The sequence below is a fragment of the Rhodococcoides fascians NBRC 12155 = LMG 3623 genome, from assembly GCF_001894785.1.
In the GTDB taxonomy this organism is placed as follows: domain Bacteria; phylum Actinomycetota; class Actinomycetes; order Mycobacteriales; family Mycobacteriaceae; genus Rhodococcoides; species Rhodococcoides fascians.
Genome location: NZ_BCWW01000001.1, coordinates 489,852 through 505,662, shown reverse-complemented (window position 1 = coordinate 505,662; position 15,811 = coordinate 489,852). Strand labels below are relative to the sequence as shown.

18 protein-coding genes and 2 tRNA genes are annotated in these 15,811 nt (G+C 61.3%); 10 read left to right on the top strand and 10 right to left on the bottom strand.

What is annotated here, in order from left to right; translation table 11 throughout:
• Positions 1-87: 87 nt before the first annotated feature.
• Entirely contained in the window at positions 88-681 is a 594-nt protein-coding gene (locus RFA01S_RS02580) for a hypothetical protein (protein WP_052060799.1), read from the bottom strand.
• Between the two features lie 61 nt (positions 682-742).
• A complete protein-coding gene (locus RFA01S_RS02575) occupies positions 743-928 on the bottom strand; it encodes a hypothetical protein (protein ID WP_057474045.1) in 186 nt (61 codons plus the stop codon).
• Positions 929-1,605: 677 nt separating this feature from the next.
• Here RFA01S_RS02575 and RFA01S_RS02565 point away from each other — a divergent pair.
• The 8 genes from RFA01S_RS02565 (at position 1,606) to RFA01S_RS02525 (ending at position 11,775) form a co-directional block, all read left to right on the top strand.
• Positions 1,606-3,237: a ferritin family protein gene (locus RFA01S_RS02565; RefSeq protein ID WP_027494756.1), complete on the top strand. Its 1,632-nt coding sequence runs from the start codon at positions 1,606-1,608 to the stop codon at positions 3,235-3,237.
• Between the two features lie 87 nt (positions 3,238-3,324).
• Positions 3,325-4,368, top strand: a complete 1,044-nt coding sequence (locus RFA01S_RS02560) for a 2Fe-2S iron-sulfur cluster-binding protein (protein ID WP_032407836.1) — start codon at positions 3,325-3,327, stop codon at positions 4,366-4,368.
• 65 nt (positions 4,369-4,433) lie between these two features.
• The gene (locus tag RFA01S_RS02555) at positions 4,434-5,558 is read left to right on the top strand and encodes an aromatic/alkene monooxygenase hydroxylase subunit beta (RefSeq protein WP_032366493.1); all 1,125 of its coding nucleotides are present in this window, start codon (positions 4,434-4,436) and stop codon (positions 5,556-5,558) included.
• The gene (gene mimD, locus RFA01S_RS02550) at positions 5,555-5,899 is read left to right on the top strand and encodes a propane 2-monooxygenase effector subunit MimD (RefSeq protein WP_027494759.1); all 345 of its coding nucleotides are present in this window, start codon (positions 5,555-5,557) and stop codon (positions 5,897-5,899) included. Before RFA01S_RS02555 ends, mimD begins: the two co-directional genes overlap by 4 nt.
• 421 nt (positions 5,900-6,320) lie before the next feature.
• Positions 6,321-7,970, top strand: a complete 1,650-nt coding sequence (groL, locus tag RFA01S_RS02540; protein WP_032407834.1) for a chaperonin GroEL — start codon at positions 6,321-6,323, stop codon at positions 7,968-7,970.
• Positions 7,971-8,277: 307 nt separating this feature from the next.
• The gene (locus RFA01S_RS02535; RefSeq protein WP_032407833.1) at positions 8,278-10,044 is read left to right on the top strand and encodes a sigma-54-dependent Fis family transcriptional regulator; all 1,767 of its coding nucleotides are present in this window, start codon (positions 8,278-8,280) and stop codon (positions 10,042-10,044) included.
• A gap of 934 nt (positions 10,045-10,978) precedes the next feature.
• Positions 10,979-11,398 carry a hypothetical protein gene (locus RFA01S_RS02530; protein ID WP_139278362.1) on the top strand — a complete coding sequence of 140 codons (420 nt, stop codon included), beginning with the start codon at positions 10,979-10,981 and terminating at the stop codon, positions 11,396-11,398.
• Positions 11,368-11,775 carry a hypothetical protein gene (locus tag RFA01S_RS02525; protein ID WP_139278361.1) on the top strand — a complete coding sequence of 136 codons (408 nt, stop codon included), beginning with the start codon at positions 11,368-11,370 and terminating at the stop codon, positions 11,773-11,775. The genes RFA01S_RS02530 and RFA01S_RS02525 overlap by 31 nt, the downstream gene beginning before the upstream one ends.
• Positions 11,776-11,816: 41 nt before the next feature.
• Here the strand turns inward: RFA01S_RS02525 and RFA01S_RS27625 are convergent, their stop codons facing one another.
• From RFA01S_RS27625 to RFA01S_RS02515, 3 genes are all read right to left on the bottom strand, one after another.
• Positions 11,817-11,984 carry a hypothetical protein gene (locus tag RFA01S_RS27625; RefSeq protein ID WP_155290492.1) on the bottom strand — a complete coding sequence of 56 codons (168 nt, stop codon included), beginning with the start codon at positions 11,982-11,984 and terminating at the stop codon, positions 11,817-11,819.
• A gap of 39 nt (positions 11,985-12,023) precedes the next feature.
• The gene (locus tag RFA01S_RS02520) at positions 12,024-12,359 is read right to left on the bottom strand and encodes a hypothetical protein (RefSeq protein ID WP_139278360.1); all 336 of its coding nucleotides are present in this window, start codon (positions 12,357-12,359) and stop codon (positions 12,024-12,026) included.
• A gap of 200 nt (positions 12,360-12,559) precedes the next feature.
• On the bottom strand, positions 12,560-13,159 hold the full coding sequence (locus RFA01S_RS02515) for a Panacea domain-containing protein (protein ID WP_162182898.1): 600 nt from the start codon (positions 13,157-13,159) through the stop codon (positions 12,560-12,562).
• 331 nt (positions 13,160-13,490) lie between these two features.
• Between RFA01S_RS02515 and RFA01S_RS02510 the strand changes: the two genes are divergently transcribed.
• Positions 13,491-13,715: a hypothetical protein gene (locus RFA01S_RS02510; protein WP_032407829.1), complete on the top strand. Its 225-nt coding sequence runs from the start codon at positions 13,491-13,493 to the stop codon at positions 13,713-13,715.
• Between the two features lie 47 nt (positions 13,716-13,762).
• On the opposite strand, the gene RFA01S_RS02505 is transcribed toward RFA01S_RS02510, so the two are convergent.
• Both RFA01S_RS02505 and RFA01S_RS02500 read right to left on the bottom strand, forming a co-directional pair.
• On the bottom strand, positions 13,763-13,966 hold the full coding sequence (locus tag RFA01S_RS02505) for a hypothetical protein (protein ID WP_032407828.1): 204 nt from the start codon (positions 13,964-13,966) through the stop codon (positions 13,763-13,765).
• Positions 13,963-14,517 carry an AAA family ATPase gene (locus RFA01S_RS02500; RefSeq protein ID WP_032407827.1) on the bottom strand — a complete coding sequence of 185 codons (555 nt, stop codon included), beginning with the start codon at positions 14,515-14,517 and terminating at the stop codon, positions 13,963-13,965. The genes RFA01S_RS02505 and RFA01S_RS02500 overlap by 4 nt, the downstream gene beginning before the upstream one ends.
• On the opposite strand from RFA01S_RS02500, the gene RFA01S_RS28470 reads away from it, so the two are divergent.
• Positions 14,497-14,898 (top strand): phage integrase central domain-containing protein, encoded by a 402-nt coding sequence (locus RFA01S_RS28470; protein ID WP_052060797.1) that lies wholly within the window; start codon positions 14,497-14,499, stop codon positions 14,896-14,898. The genes RFA01S_RS02500 and RFA01S_RS28470 overlap by 21 nt on opposite strands.
• A 237-nt stretch (positions 14,899-15,135) precedes the next feature.
• Here RFA01S_RS28470 and RFA01S_RS02490 read toward each other — a convergent pair whose 3' ends face one another.
• From RFA01S_RS02490 to RFA01S_RS02480, 3 genes are all read right to left on the bottom strand, one after another.
• Positions 15,136-15,375 (bottom strand): hypothetical protein, encoded by a 240-nt coding sequence (locus tag RFA01S_RS02490; RefSeq protein WP_052060796.1) that lies wholly within the window; start codon positions 15,373-15,375, stop codon positions 15,136-15,138.
• A gap of 106 nt (positions 15,376-15,481) precedes the next feature.
• Positions 15,482-15,554: transfer RNA gene (locus tag RFA01S_RS02485), tRNA-Arg, on the bottom strand.
• Between the two features lie 55 nt (positions 15,555-15,609).
• A tRNA-Ser gene (locus RFA01S_RS02480) sits at positions 15,610-15,699 on the bottom strand.
• Positions 15,700-15,811: the final 112 nt, after the last annotated feature.

Genomic DNA, 15,811 nt, shown 5'->3' with positions numbered 1-15,811 from the left:
GCCCTACCCCGTCGCAGACATTGCGGCGGGGTCGGACTTGTTGGGGCAGTGCCGACACCGGCGTGCAAGGTACGACGGTCAAGGGGCCTAGGAATTCCAGCGAAGACCGGGCGTCATCGCAATGTCGGTCACTTGCTGGACCGTCAACATAGGGTCGGCGGATACATCGACGATGCTGCCGTCGGTCCCGTATACCTCTACGCGACTGCCTCTTTCGGATGATCTCAGATCGACGACTGTGCCGTCACTCAGTGTCCGACGCTCATCGACGTAACCGGCAAAACATGGACCGGCAGATTGGTCGGATGTCGACAGCCTCACGTTCAGGTCACCCACGGCTCCGCCCAGCGAGATACGCCCGTACGCAGAGGCGTTGAAGTCGAATGTCAGCGGTGGGAACATGGCATCGGGTTCTACCGTGGTCCCGGCGGGAAGGGCTCGCGCCAAAGCGGCCGACTTGGCTGCTGCGTCGAACCCCGCCGGGGCGGAATCCGGTCCGACAATGGCGTAGTTGATTCTCTGCATGTCCTCGGGCTGAATGACCTCCGCACAGCCGGGTATCGACACGGCGTCGGGTTGCGGATCGTGGAGAAGACCGGCGACTACGACGCCTGCTGCCACGGTGCCGACGATCACCGAGACTGTCGTCCACACCGACTTCGGGTCACCTGGGCTGGCCATCCTGCCAGTGTCCACCGCCGGCGACGACCCCCATCGCCCGGGTCACGCTGCGTTGCAGGCTTTACCGCCGGGACCGTTCGGCAAACCCCGACCCCACTGCTCCGACCGCGAACACCGCTGCGGTCAGCACGATGTTCGGCCACAGACCGAAGCGGGGGTCCAGTGCCCACTCCCGCGGCACGAGATTCTCGACGTTGTAGAGGTTGGACACCAGACTCGCAGCAACGGCGACAACACCGATTGCCACCAGCAACCGCGACCGCAGGCCGACACCCCACACCAGGACCGCGATCGATATCGCCAGTAAGGGCGCAACAATCCTCGAATCGTCATGTTACCCACGTAGAACATCATTCCGTTTTGCACGAAAACTGCTGTTGCACTCGACAATCCGAGACTCGCAACGAGCCACAGCCGAACATGCATGGCGACGCCCGATCGACGTTCGCTCCACACGCAGTAGACCGCGACGGCCCCGATGCACACCGACAGAGCGCACAGCCAGTAGACATCGGCTGCTGGTTCTACGAGGTGCGCACCGCCGAACCACGCCGGACCCGACACCGACTCACCGCCGACGACCGGTTGCCGAACGTAGAACGGCAACGCACCGACGAAGAGCACCGAGATGAACAACAGCGGGATGAACAACGGCGAAGCCTGAGCATCCGACTCGCTCACAGTCGCCGTTCTGCCTGATCCAAAACTCACGTGCCCTCCTCGGCAAGACAACCACACCTTACGTTCGGTTTGTTTCCATGGGTGCACTTTCGACCGATCTCTACGCCGTCTACCAGGCCGCACAATGAGTGCCACAAATCTCAAACTGAGACGGATGAGACGTAGATCACGGTGTTCAATCATGTGCACATCTTCCCGAGAAGGTCGACAACCCCTGCCGACCTCGCATCCAGGAGGCGCACATTGAGTAGGCAAAGCCTTACCAAGGCACACGCGAAGATTTCGGAGCTGACGTGGGAACCCACGTTCGCTACCCCTGCTACTCGCTTCGGCACGGACTACACGTTCGAGAAAGCACCCAAGAAGGACCCACTCAAGCAGATCATGCGGTCCTACTTCCCCATGGAGGAGGAGAAGGACAACCGCGTGTACGGCGCGATGGACGGTGCCATTCGCGGCAACATGTTCCGCCAGGTCCAGCAACGCTGGCTCGAGTGGCAGAAGTTGTTCCTCTCGATCATTCCGTTCCCCGAGATTTCGGCGGCCCGTGCGATGCCGATGGCGATCGACGCCGTGCCGAACCCCGAGATCCACAACGGTCTTGCCGTTCAGATGATCGACGAGGTGCGTCACTCGACGATTCAGATGAATCTCAAGAAGCTGTACATGAACAACTACATCGACCCGGCCGGCTTCGATATGACCGAGAAGGCGTTCGCGAACAACTATGCGGGCACAATCGGCAGGCAGTTCGGCGAGGGCTTCATCACCGGTGATGCCATCACGGCGGCAAATATCTATCTGACGGTGGTGGCGGAGACGGCGTTCACCAACACCTTGTTCGTGGCCATGCCGGACGAGGCCGCCGCCAACGGCGACTACCTGTTGCCGACGGTGTTCCACTCGGTGCAATCCGACGAATCACGGCACATCTCGAACGGGTACTCGATTCTGCTCATGGCCCTCGCCGACGAGCGGAATCGTCCGCTCCTGGAACGCGATCTGCGTTACGCCTGGTGGAACAACCACTGCGTCGTCGACGCGGCCATCGGCACCTTCATCGAGTACGGCACCAAGGATCGACGCAAGGACCGCGAAAGCTACGCCGAGATGTGGCAGCGGTGGATCTACGACGACTACTACCGCAGCTACCTGATCCCGCTCGAGAAGTACGGCCTGACGATCCCCCACGACTTGGTCGAAGAAGCGTGGAACCGGATCACGAACAAGGGCTACGTGCACGAGGTCGCGCGATTCTTCGCCACCGGTTGGCCGGTCAACTACTGGCGCATCGACACCATGACCGACACGGACTTCGAGTGGTTCGAGCACAAGTACCCCGGCTGGTACAGCAAGTACGGCAAGTGGTGGGAGGAGTACAACCGGCTCGCGTACCCGGGGATCAACAAGCCGATCGCATTCGAGGACGTCGGCTACCAGTACCCGCACCGCTGCTGGACGTGCATGGTGCCGGCCCTCATCCGCGAGGACATGGTGGTCGAGAAGGTCGACAACCAGTGGCGCACTTACTGTTCGGAGACGTGCTACTGGACCGACGCAGTTGCCTTCCGCGGCGAGTACGAGGGCAAGGAGACGCCGAACATGGGTCGTCTCACCGGTTTCCGTGAATGGGAGACACTGCACCACGGCAAGGATCTCGCCGACATCGTCTCCGATCTCGGCTACGTCCGCGACGACGGCAAGACGCTCGTCGGTCAGCCACATCTCGATCTGGATCCGAAGAAGATGTGGACACTCGACGATGTCCGCGGGAACACCTTCCAGAGCCCGAACGTGTTGCTGAACCAGATGACCGAATCGGAGCGGAACGCACACATCGCCGCGTACCGAGCCGGCGCGACCATGCCTGCCTGATCACAGACTCGGTGGGCAGCGGCCGATCACGGGCGCTGCCCACCGCATCCAGCACGATCACTTTCTTTCGATTCAGGAGAACCCCTCGTGGCCGACACACACCGAATCACGTTCGACCCGGTCGACATCGAGATGGAAGTCCGAGAGGACGAACACATTCTCGACGCGGCCTTCCGACAAGGAATCCACCTGATGCACGGCTGTCGCGAAGGACGTTGCTCGGCGTGCAAGTCGTTCGTTCTCGACGGAGACATTCAGATGGAGGGCCACTCCACTTTCGCGTGCAACGAGGCAGAACAGGACGAGGGTTTCGTACTACTCTGTCGCACAAAGGCTTACAGTGATTGCACCATCGAGCTGCTCAATTTTGACGAAGACGAACTACTCGGTGGAATTCCGATTCAGAACGTCACCACCCGCGTAGTCTCGGTCGAGTCGGTCACCGCCGACATCGTGGCCCTACGCCTCGAACCGATCGAGCCCGAGGTGTTCGAGTTCAAACCCGGCCAATACGCCGATCTGCAGATCCCCGGCACCGACGAGTTCAGATCCTTCTCCATGGCGTCGACACCGTCTACGCCGAACCAGGTCGAATTCCTCATCAAGAAATATCCGGGCGGCGTATTCGCAGCCTTGCTGGACGGCGGAATTTCGGTCGGCGACAGCATTTCCCTGACCGGCCCGTACGGCTCCTCGACCCTCAAGGACGGTCACGTCCTGCCGGTGGTCTGCATCGGCGGTGGTGCCGGCATGGCACCCGTCCTGTCGCTGGTCCGGCACATGAGCGAGTCCGGCAACACCCGTCCCGTGCACTTCTACTACGGCGCGAGAACCCCGGCCGACTTGTTCTACGTCGACGAGATCATCTCCCTCGGTGCAGGTTTGGTCGACTTCACTTTCGTGGCGTGCGTATCCGACGCAGCGGGAGTCGCATCCTCGGGATCCTTGTCGATCGAAGAGGGAAACGTCACCGACGTCGTACGTCGTCTCGAGCCCTACATCGCCAAAGCCGAGGTCTACCTGTGCGGACCTCCCCCGATGGTCGACGCTGCGTTGGACCTCCTCGACGTGTGCGGAACGCCGACGGACCAGATCTTCTTCGACAAGTTCACCAGCCCTGCCTTCGACTAGTTCACCGCCGAGACCGGGCACGCGCACCACGAACACCAGCCCCTACCTCAACCGAGAGGCCAGACATGACTGCCACCACAGACTCGACTGCCACGACGGAGCCGAAGCAACGCAGCTTCCCCACAATCGAATTCACCGATTCCGAGGCCGGAGCCAAGGAGTTCCCCAGTTCGAGGAGCCGTACGTACAGCTACTACACACCGGCCAAACGTCGGGCCACGATGTACGAGGACGTGACCGTCGACGTTCAGCCGGACCCGGATCGGCACCTCACGCAAGGGTGGATCTACGGCTTCGGCGACGGCCCGGGCGGTTACCCACAGGAGTGGACGGTCGCGAAATCCTCGAACTGGCACCAATTTCTCGATCCCAACGAAGAATGGGACCAGACGATCTTCCGCAACAATTCCGCGGTCGTGCATCAGGTCGAGCTGTGTCTGAGCAACGCCAAGCGGGCCCGTGCCTACGCCGGCTGGAACACTCCGTGGCTGAAGTTCATCGAGCGGAACGTCGGGGCGTGGATGCACGCGGAAAATGGACTGGCACTGCATGTGTTCACGTCCATTCAGCGTTCGGGGCCGACGAACATGATCAACACGGCCGTTGCGGTGAACGCCGCCCACAAGATGCGGTTCGCACAGGATCTCGCATTGTTCAATCTCGATCTGTCCGAAGCCGATGTCTCCTTCGACGGTTCGGCCCACATGGAGGTGTGGAAGAGCGCACCCGAGTGGCAGCCGACACGTGAGGTCGTGGAACAGCTTACGGCTGTACCGGATTGGTGCGAATTGCTCTTCGCAACCAACATCGTCTTCGAGCAGCTCGTCGGCTCCCTGTTCCGCACCGAACTGGTGATGCAGATTTCCGCCCGCAACGGCGACTACATCACCCCGACCATCGTCGGTACCGGCGAGCACGACTACGACCGCGACCTCAACTACACCCGGACGCTGTTCCAGCTGCTCACACACGACCCGGAACACGGCGAAGCCAATCGCGCACTGTTCGGCGAGTGGATGTCGCTGTGGGTACCGAGATGTCTCGCCGCCGCACGCGCATTGCAACCCATCTGGTCGCAGCCCGCGGACAAGGCCGTGACGTTCGCGACCAGCTTGGACGCGGCGATCGCCAAATTCACCGTTCTGCTCGAATCACTCGGCCTCGACATCCCGCAGGAGTTGGCACTATGACCATGCATTTCGGATCGGACACGGAGTTCTCCAACAAGTGCGGCGTGACGCTGATGAACACGCCGGTCGGACGTGTGGTTGCCGAGGTGATGGGTGACAAGGACGGCGTCGAGCTCACCGAGTATCCCTCGATGATCCGCGTCGACGGCACGAAACTCCTCTCGTTCGACTACGACGAGCTGACCGATGCACTCGGCCAGGAATTCGACGGGTCGGTCTTCGAGGAGATCAGCTCGACGCATTACGGCCGCATGGTGCACCTCGACGACAAGACGATGCTCTTCGCCAGCCCCGAGGACGCCGCCAAGTACATCGGGTTCGATCTCGCCGAACGGCCCTGACCTCGCTTCGGCCGATCGAGCGCCGGCCATCGATGCGCAGCCCCGAACCGACACGAGTGGGAGATTCGAAGATGTACGAAACCGACGTCGACCAACACGAGACTGCCTGTCTCGAAGCATACTTCGCGGTTCTGGATCGTTCGATCGCTGAGCATCTGGCTCGCACCGGAGAAGGTACCGATCGTGTTCGTTCCCTGACACTCCGCGATATCAGAGGCGAAACACACACCACAGCGTTGTTGCGACGGCGGAGCGCACTCGGGCTGAGCATCTGTCCCAACAGTCGCGTCTTCGTGGACGAGAGCGGCAAACCCATGATGCCGGAAGAACGAAGAGGGCTTCGACATTCGTCCGGACAGTCCACGCTCTGACCCCGTGAACCGAACCGACCGCACATCACACCACTCGAAGGGAATACGTCATGGCCAAAGAACTACGGTTCAACACCGAGGCGCGCGCTTTACTGGAGCAAGGCGTCAACGCACTCGCCGACGCGGTCAAGGTGACTCTGGGCCCGAAGGGGCGCAACGCCGTGCTCGAGAAGCTCACGGGCCCACCGACTATCACCAACGACGGCGTCACCATCGCAAAAGAGATTCAGCTCAGCAACCCGTTTGCGAACATGGGTGCGCAGCTGGTCAAAGAGGTGGCGATGAAGACGAACGGAGTGGTCGGCGACGGAACCACCACTGCCACCGTGCTCGCCCAAGCGATGGTGCGGGAGGGGCTGCGAGCAGTGGACGCCGGTGCCAACCCGATGCGTCTGCGCCGAGGCATCGAGACCGCAGTCTCGGCCGTCGTCGATTCCTTGCGCGCTCAAGCCGTCGAGGTGGTCGGCAATGCAGACCTCGAGCGCATCGCGACACTGGCGGCCAGCGACGACGACGCCATCGGCCAGTGCGTGGCCAAAGCCGTGGAGTACGTGGGTAAGTCGGGCATCGTCACCACCGAGGAAAGCGACACTCTCGGGATGTCGGTCGACGTGGTCGACGGCATCGAGTTCGATCACGGGTTCATTTCCGGCTACATGATCACCGATCACGAGCGTGCAGAAGCCGTCCACGAAAATCCGGTCATTCTGTTGACCAACAAGAAGATCAATCAGGTCCAGGACATCATGCCGAGCATCGAAGCCGCAAAGCGAGCAGATCGTCCCCTGGTCGTCATCGCCGAGGACGTCGATGGACCGGCGCTGCAGCTGTTGGTCGGTGGGAACATGCACAACACGATGCTGTCCGTCGTGGTGCGAGCACCGGGCTTCGGACATCGCCGCGTCGCAGAACTCCAAGATTTGGCCGTGTCACTCGGGGGTCAGGTCATCGCCAAGGACACCGGCCTCGAACTGTTCGAGGTCTCGCTCGACCAACTGGGCTCGTGCGACCGCATCACCGTCACCGAGCACTCGACCACCATTGTCGGCGGCCGGGGCGATCCCAAGCTGCTCGACGCGCGCGTGGCTCAGCTCGAGTCGCAATTCGAGCGCTCCAAGATCGACGGCGACCGGGACAGCCTCGAGCAGCGGATCGCACGACTGACCGGCCGGGTGGCCGTGGTCAAGGTAGGCGGGGCCACCAGTGTCGAGCTCAAGGAACGCATGCTGCGTGTCGAGGACGCCCTGGCAGCGTCTCGAGCAGCTCTGGAATCCGGGATCGTCTCCGGCGGGGGTACCGCGTTGGCGCAGTCCCATCGCGCCCTCGGCGAGTTGGAGCTGACCGGAGACCAGGCGATCGGTGCCGAAGTGGTCCGCAAAGCGCTCACCGAACCACTTCGATGGATCGCCATCAACGCCGGCTACGAAGGCGACGACGTCGTGGAGATCGTGTCCGGACTGCCACTGGGCCATGGCTTCAATGCGCTCACCGGCGAATACGGAGACATGTTCGACGACGGAGTGATCGATCCCTTCAAAGTGACGCGTGCGGCGCTCGAAAGTGCGGCTTCCATTGCAGCGCTGCTGATCACCACCGAAACCGCAGTGGTGGAAGAGGTATTCGGCAACCCGGGCGCGATCATGGCCCCCGGATTCGGCGATCTCGCCGAAGGAATGGTCCGCCCCTCGAACATCTACTGAAACCCAACGAGTTTCACGCTACTCGGGGGTCGGCATCGCAGTGAGGACGCCGATCCCCGAGACGCACCAAGGAGACAACCATGATGTCCTCATTGGATCCGCGCGGCGAGCTGACCGATCACGACCTTCGAGTCGTGCTGCGAGTTCTGACCGGCATTCATATCGGCCCCGAGGCGCCTGCCGCAACCGAGTGTCAAAAACCGCAGACGCCACGCTTTTCGACGGGTAGACTCGATCCCCGCAGAACACCTACGCCGAATCATTCACGCGCAGGCGGTAATTGAGTTTCCTCGATTGTTGTGGGTAGGTGGCGGCTTTGGCAAGACAGGGCGCACGCGATCTCTCGAGAGCGCGTGACAAGTTCTTCGTAGAGAACGAGTTCGACGACGCGGTCCGAGACCAGATCTCGTTCTCGTGGGAACGATCGCGCGCACTGAACATCCAACCCGACATTCTGCACCTGCCCTTCGTTCGCGAACCCGACTTGGACAGCCCTCTCGTCGTCGCCGCAGCGCCCGTACTTCGCCAGCTCGCAACAGGTTTGGTGGACGAGCCGATTTCGGTGATCCTCACCTCGGCCGACGGTGTGGTGTTGGACCGCGTGGCCGGTAGCAAGCCACTGTTGGACAACTTGGACAACGTCAATCTCGCACCGGGCTTCAGCTACTCGGAAGAATATGCCGGAACCAACGGCATCGGCACAGCGCTCGAGACTCGCAAACCGACTCTGGTCTACGGAGCCGAACACTACGTCGAGAGCTTGGGCGGGTTGGTGTGCGCCGGCGTCCCCATCGTTCATCCCATATCCGGCCTCGTCGTCGGAGTTCTCGACGTGACCGGGTGGATCGACGACGGAGCTCCACTCCTGGTGACACTTGCGCAATCGGCGACGGCACAGATCGAAGGTCGACTGCTGTCTCAATCGAGTCAGGAGCAGACCGCTCTGCTCAACACCTATCTCAAAGCGTGCCGGCGATCCCAACAGGTCGGAGTTCTGGCACTCGGCGACGACATCGTCCTACTCAATCGCAAGCTACGCAATGCCCTCACCCCGCAAGACCAAGCCGCCTTGCTCGAGCACGCAGTCGATCTGAGCGTCCACACCGACAACAGCAAGTATCTGCTGACCCTGCCCGGTGGGCAGACCGTCAGGTTGTCGCCGTTCCACGACGACGCCCTTGCGCCTCGACACGGCGTGGCGGTGTACCACGCCTACCTCAACGACACAGCCGGTCCGGCGACGATAGCCATCGAGGGCATCAGGTCGCTGCCCGGCATCGTGGGAGACAGCGCATCGTGGAGGCGCGCGACCCGAGACGTGTCGCAGTGCGTCCGCAGGCACGAATGGGCCGTGGTGGCAGGCGAATCCGGCTCGGGCCGATTCGCGGTCCTCAAAGCTGCGGCGCAACAGCATATTTCCAGTCGCACACACTTCGTCACCGCAGCCGAACTCGCCGACGGGGACGCAGGGATGCGGGCGCTCGAAACCGAGATCGAACAGGACGAATTCAGCGTCATCATTCGCGACCTCGACCTGGTTCCGAACTCTGTCCAGCAAGAGATCGCGAGCCTGATTCAGGGGCGCGAACACGCCGGATGGATGGGAGCCACCATCGGAACCTGTACGCAGAGCGCCGGAAGCGAGGCCCTGATACTCCCCTTCTTCGGCCACACCGTGCACGTACCCGCCCTTCGACACCGCATCGAAGACCTCCACAAATTGATTCCCTACCTACTGCGCCAAGTCAGTCGCGGTCAGGAGCTGTCACTGTCGGCGGCTGCGGTCCGCCAGCTGACCAAATACAGCTGGCCCGGCAATGTCGGACAGCTCCGCGACGTGCTCCAGGAGGTCGTGCAGAGTCAACGTTCAGGGGTCGTCGAGGCAGACAAGCTGCCACCGTCCGTCCGAGCGGTGAGCCGCAGAACCCTCACCCCGATAGAGGCAATGAACAGAGACGCAATAGTGCGCAGCCTCGAGGAAAACGGTGGGAACAAACAGGCCGCCGCCGATGCCCTCGGAATGTCACGGGCCACGATCTACCGAAAAATCCGAGAATTCGGGATCGAGTTCTAGACAAACCAGATGCCGAGCCGGCCGCAGCTCGGATACTCGACGAAAAAGCCCCGAACCGCATCGCTGCAATTCGGGGCTTCTTCTTCTGTGCGCCCGAAGGGATTCGAACCCCTAACCTCTTGTTAGCAAGCAGCCTCTTCGAGTCACTTCAAGTACGTTTACCATCCAGCACTCTGCCAGGAAAAACGCCCGATCATCGCCCCAGAACGATTCAGTTGGATTCGGACAGAAGTAGTTAATTCCGTGTCGGAAACATGTCACGGGTCAACAGCCCGTGCGCATCATTTCACCATCGTTAGCAACCCGAACAGACACCGAGGTTTCGGTGGGTTTCGGTCCATGCGTCTGTTGGTTGGCGTAGCTGGCACAGCTGGCATATTTGCTGGTCATGGGGTTGTGCCAAGTGTCGGTGTTTGGCACAGCTAGTTGTGTTCTTTCTGTTCTAGTTGTGCCACTGGCATCACTCTGTGACCTGTAGTTATGCCAGTTTTGCCAGTTGCGCCAACTGGTGGCTTGGTTGGCGACACGCCGAGGGGCTTTGGGTGGTTTGTCGATGTTCGGCTGTTGTATCGAACTGGTGGTCGACAGAAAGTCGGCCCGGTTACGGAAGGTGGTTGCGCTATGGCTCCAAAGGTCACCCTGAATGCGAAGGCGATGCGGGATTTGGAGAAGCGGTAAACGGCAGAGGTGAAGGTGCCGTCGGGTGGTAGTGAGTCGGTTGCGATGGCTGATGTAAAGCGTCAGTACGAGAAGCAGACTGGTGCCATGCTTAACGATGCGGCTGCTCGTGACCTTGTACGGAAGGGCCGCAAATAGGCCCCAGCTCTTCGCCTAAGACGCGACACCCGGCCTGCTGGAATCAGGCCGGGTTTCGTCTTTCCGGGACGTTACCTGACTATGTCGCTCGGACTTGTCTACGAGAAAGGGTGCCGTGGTGGATATGTGGGATCTCGTGCGGTCGAACGCGGGTCTGTTCTGGCTGTATAGCGTGGCTGGGGTGTTCCAGTTGGTGGGTGTTGGTTTGGTGGTGCGGGATCTGCGGAGGGCACACCAGCGGGATGCTGTGTTCGAGCGGAATCTGCGGACGATCTCGAAGGTGTACGACGAGATTCCTGATGATGCGGGGCCGCATGCCTTGGAGTTGGCGAGTGGTGACCCTATTTGGGCGTCGATGATCGCGCCGATGGTTGAGATCGATATGCGTGCTCGGGCTGCTTGGGTCCGCCTCGATGAGGTGATCGGGTACACGAAGGCGGCGAAGGAACCGAGCGCGTGGGTGCGATGGGCCGGTCCTGTGTCCTTGGGCTTAGGCATCGTGTTGGCGTGGGCGGCGTCGATGTTGGCGGTTCGGTGACTGCGAATCCGGCGTTGATGGGGATTCGGGAGCTTGGGGATTCGTTGTGTGTGGCTCCGCAGACGATTCGTGGGAATCGGGATCATCCGCTGTATTCGAGGGCGTTGAAGTTGGGTGGGCCGACGTCGCCGTTGAAGTGGCGTCGGGTGGATGTGGCGGAGTTTCTGGGGGTTGATGTGGCGACGCTGCATCAGTCGTCGGTTTCGTCCGTCGACAAGTCGGAGGCGTTAGATCGGCGTGAGGCTGAGTTGGCGGCTCGGGAGCGTCGTTTGAATTGGGCGATAGGAGAGATCAAGGCGGTGCTCGCGGTGTTGGAGCACGGGAAGCGGTTCCCGGTGGCCCACGCTGCTGATGGTTTGACGCCTCGATCGCGGTAGCGATTGCAGGCGCGAGCGTTTCAGGAGGGTCGAGTGCCTCGTCAGTAGATGCGGCCGGGTGTGCTGGGATTGGTGGGTATGAGGGGTGGGTTGCCGGTGAGGGCTGCGCCGGGGAGAAGGTTCATCGCTGCGGCCATCGGTGTGGATGCGTAGATGATGGTTGCGCCGGGCCCGGTTGGGATGAAGGGGAGGCCGTGGGGCCATGACATGAGGATTGTCAGCCCATTCTTGTTGGGCGGCCAGAATTTCTAGAGCGATCGGGCGGCTTCAACGCGACGCACGGCTTCAGACATCTTCATGACAAGGCGCAACGGTACGGCGCTCAAACGGGTGAAGCCGATCTCGGCGGACGCATACCACTCGGCCAGCCCCTCGTCTTTGGCGTCGATCATGATGTACCGCGTCGCCGCCCCGGTCTGATGGATCTGGACGCACATAGCGATTGCCTCAAGAACAACACCCACCCCGTAGCCCTTTTTGCGGTGCTTGTCGTGTAACCCGAGTCGTGCGATAAGCAAGGAGGAGTGAACGTCAGACTTGCTGGGATCCGTGCCCGTGCCCCCAAGCTTGCGGGTTAGATCCATTGTCCGAAGGGTCGCGTTCACGAGTGCGAAAAACCCAACGACATCACGGTCGTCATCGACCAACACAGAGGTGGTGCAGGACCCACGCGTCATAGCATCTCGGGCGGAACCTCGAAACCACTTGTCCATGTCCCCATTACCGCAAGTGAAGTCGTCAAGGTGATGGGTATCAGCTAGTGGTTCGATCCCCGTCCAAGGGATCATTCGCGCTTGCGCGCGCTGGTCAACGCCATCAGGAACGCAGTGAGGTCTTGCTCTTCTGCACTATCGATGGCGTCCAGCTCGTCGCTTGAGACATACGTGACGCGGGAACACGGTATTTTGGGCACGCGAGACCGACCACGACGCTCTGCCGGTGTAGCAGAGAGTTGCGCGTAGAAGTGCTTCATGGCGTCGTTAGTAATAACGTCGTCGTATCCCTCATTGCGTGACTTCCAGGCCGTCGCCCAGGGGGACTCTCCGTGAACAACATCGACGATGGTCGAGTCGTACATGTCGCGGAATGATTCGACGACGGCGTCGACCAACGCTGCCTGTTCCTCGCTCAGCGGTTCCTGAGAGCAGGATGGTTCCAGGTCCGCGACCGTGACTGTGTTTTGCCTACGGTGCAGTTGATACACGTCGTTAACAACCGGCCCGTACTGCCACGCCTCGATGCGGTTGTCGAAGAGGGCTTCGTCATGCGCCACCAAATTCCATGCTTGTGCGTAGTACACAAGCTTCTGCAACCGAAGAGCTGACATCGAGCCGGCAGGTTGCGCCTTGAGGATGTGTGCGGCGACGTCACATGCGTTCGGCAATGGAATCGACCTCCTCAGATCTGGGTGCGTGGCGCTTGGGTACGTGGTGCAAGTAAGTAGTGGTGTTGAGTTTGGATACGGGCGAAGTGAGTGTGACGTGGCGGAACTGTATGTCATGACTACGACAAGCCTAGCGACAATCGCGACAGCCTAAGTAACTATTTGATCGACCGTGCTGTATTTCGCGTTACTTCCCGCCGATAAGTACTGGTATGCCCAGGTCCGTCGCTCGAAAAACCCACATGCTCACGGACCGTGTGGCGCACGACTCAGCGTAAAAGCAGGCCAACAGTCCGTTTACCTGTCGGTGCCCATTGTCAGACTGGGCGGTATGACTACAGAACAGAAGAAGTTCAAAGTAACCGTGCAAGGTCGTAGCGGGTGGGGCACCACCGTATTCGAGGACAGTGTCTACCGGCTGGACCCCTCGGGTTCGCTCATAGTGACTGAGCCAGGCGTCGTGGTGACGGTGTTCGGCCCCGGGCACTGGTTGCGTGTCGAAGATCCGGCACCCGAGGAGGAGAAGAGCGGCCGTAGGGGCGCGATAATCGTCTAGAAGTAGGACTCTTGGCGGGACTGTTCGGAACCCAGGCCGGGTGCGCACTAGGCCGTGCTTCGCAGTGTCATCTCAGTGAGGGACCACTTCGTGATGGGTGGAGATCCGTAGTAGCCGACATTGACTGACAGGTCTTTTCGGGCGCGCGCGAGGGTGCGCTCGGGGATACCAGCGTTGCGCGCTTCACGCTTGACGTCGGCCGAGCGAACCTCCGGTCCTTCGAGCTCCAAGTACTGGCGGAGCCACTTCACGGCATAGCCCTTTCATCTTCACCGTCCTCGCCTGTCACTTCAGCGTGTGCGTCTGCGAGGTGTTTGCGCATGGTCTGGCCGCTGTCGCCGAGCGGGGTCAGCTGGGGGACGCATCCGTCTTCGTCGGATGTGGGTGCGAAGTAGTTAGAGGCGGTGATCTGGAATCGGGTGGCGTCGACCTTGCCTGCGCTGTTCGCCTTCTCGGGGACGATGACGATGAGTGCAGGCCGGATTGTGCTGGCTGTGAGGACGTGCATGTCGCGGGGTAATACCGATGCGCCGGAGCCGTCTGCGTCGGCGCAGACGACGGTGATGCGGTTTAAGTCTGCGCCAACGATTTCGAGACGTGGCCGGACGGTGGTGGACCACTCGTCTTCGGTGACGATGACGAGTACGTCTTGCGGCGCTCGGGCGGGGATGCCGAAGTCGTCTGATGGTGTGCCATTGGTGATGTGGCCAGCGAGCCAGGTCCAGAACAGCGACTTGCCGATGCCTTCGTCGCCGACGAGGAGGCTGGTGGCGGCGCGGGAATGCGGCTGCGCGCGAGCCACTGCGGCTGTTCGGCGCGTTTGAGGTCCGTTGCCCGCCAAAGCGTCGAAATCGGCCAAGACGCCAGACGCTTCCCTCAAACCATCGAGCAGTACCGCCTGGATATCGAGAAGACAATCGCCCCCGCCATCGGCAACCTCCGAATCCGCGAATGCACCACCAGCCGCATCGACCGCCACGTCAAAAGCATCGCCACCCAACACCCCGCCAAAGCCCGACGGATCAAAGTCGACCTCGCCGGCATCCTCGGCATAGCCGTCCGCCACGACGCCCCACCCACCAACCCCGTCCGAGAAATCGCCACCATCCCCGGCAGCAAGAAGAACGTCCGAGCCATCGGCCTCGACGAACTCAGAGCCCTCCGCGAACGCATCCGACTCTGAGAAGCAGCACCCAACACCGGCCGCCCCCGCACAACCGGCCTCCTCGACTTCGCCGACATCTGTTCGCTACTGGCGTCCGAATCGGAGAAGTACTCGCAATCCGCTGGGCCGACATCGACCTCGCCGTCACACCCCCACGCCTAACCATCAGCGGCACCGTCGTGCGACTACCAGGACGACAGGCAGATGGGGGCGGCCTCATCCGCAGAGCCACCCCCAGACCGACGCCGGCCACCGTCAGCGGCCGGGCACTTCCTTCTCTAAGGCCTTGGCACTGCCGAGGATCTGTGCGGCGAGGTTCCGCGCGTGCGATGGGGTAAATCGCATGATGACGCGATCCCTGCTTCCGTCTGCGTTCTTCTCGGCTGCCCAAGCGAATACCTCGACGTTGATCGCGCCGGCATCCTCGCTGCGCATTGCTCCCGCTTCGCCGCCCTCGGTTGTGCGTACCGGGTCATTCGGTTGTGCTGCGGTCATGGCTACTCAATCCATTCCGTGTCGATTCCGTGTCGTGGGGCCTGTTTGCCCTACAACGAGAACATCCCCCCACCTGCATCTATGCTGGCGGGGGGATGTTTTATTGTGCGCCCGAAGGGATTCGAACCCCTAACCTCTTGATCCGTAGTCAAGTGCTCTATCCGTTGAGCTACGGGCGCATGTTCAGTTGTGTCGGTTCCGAAGAACCGACGTGCCGATCCTTGCGGATCAGCGTGGCGGAGGCGAGAGGATTTGAACCTCCGGACCCGGTGAAGGGTCAAGTCATTAGCAGTGACTCCCATTCGGCCGCTCTGGCACGCCTCCTAGGCTGCCGGCCCTCTCGGACCGCCGAGGAAAGAGATTACACACGGCTGGGGCCAGAAGGCAAAACGGCTGGTCGACGCCCCAGGTTCGCGCGGCGTTCGCGTAAAAGATG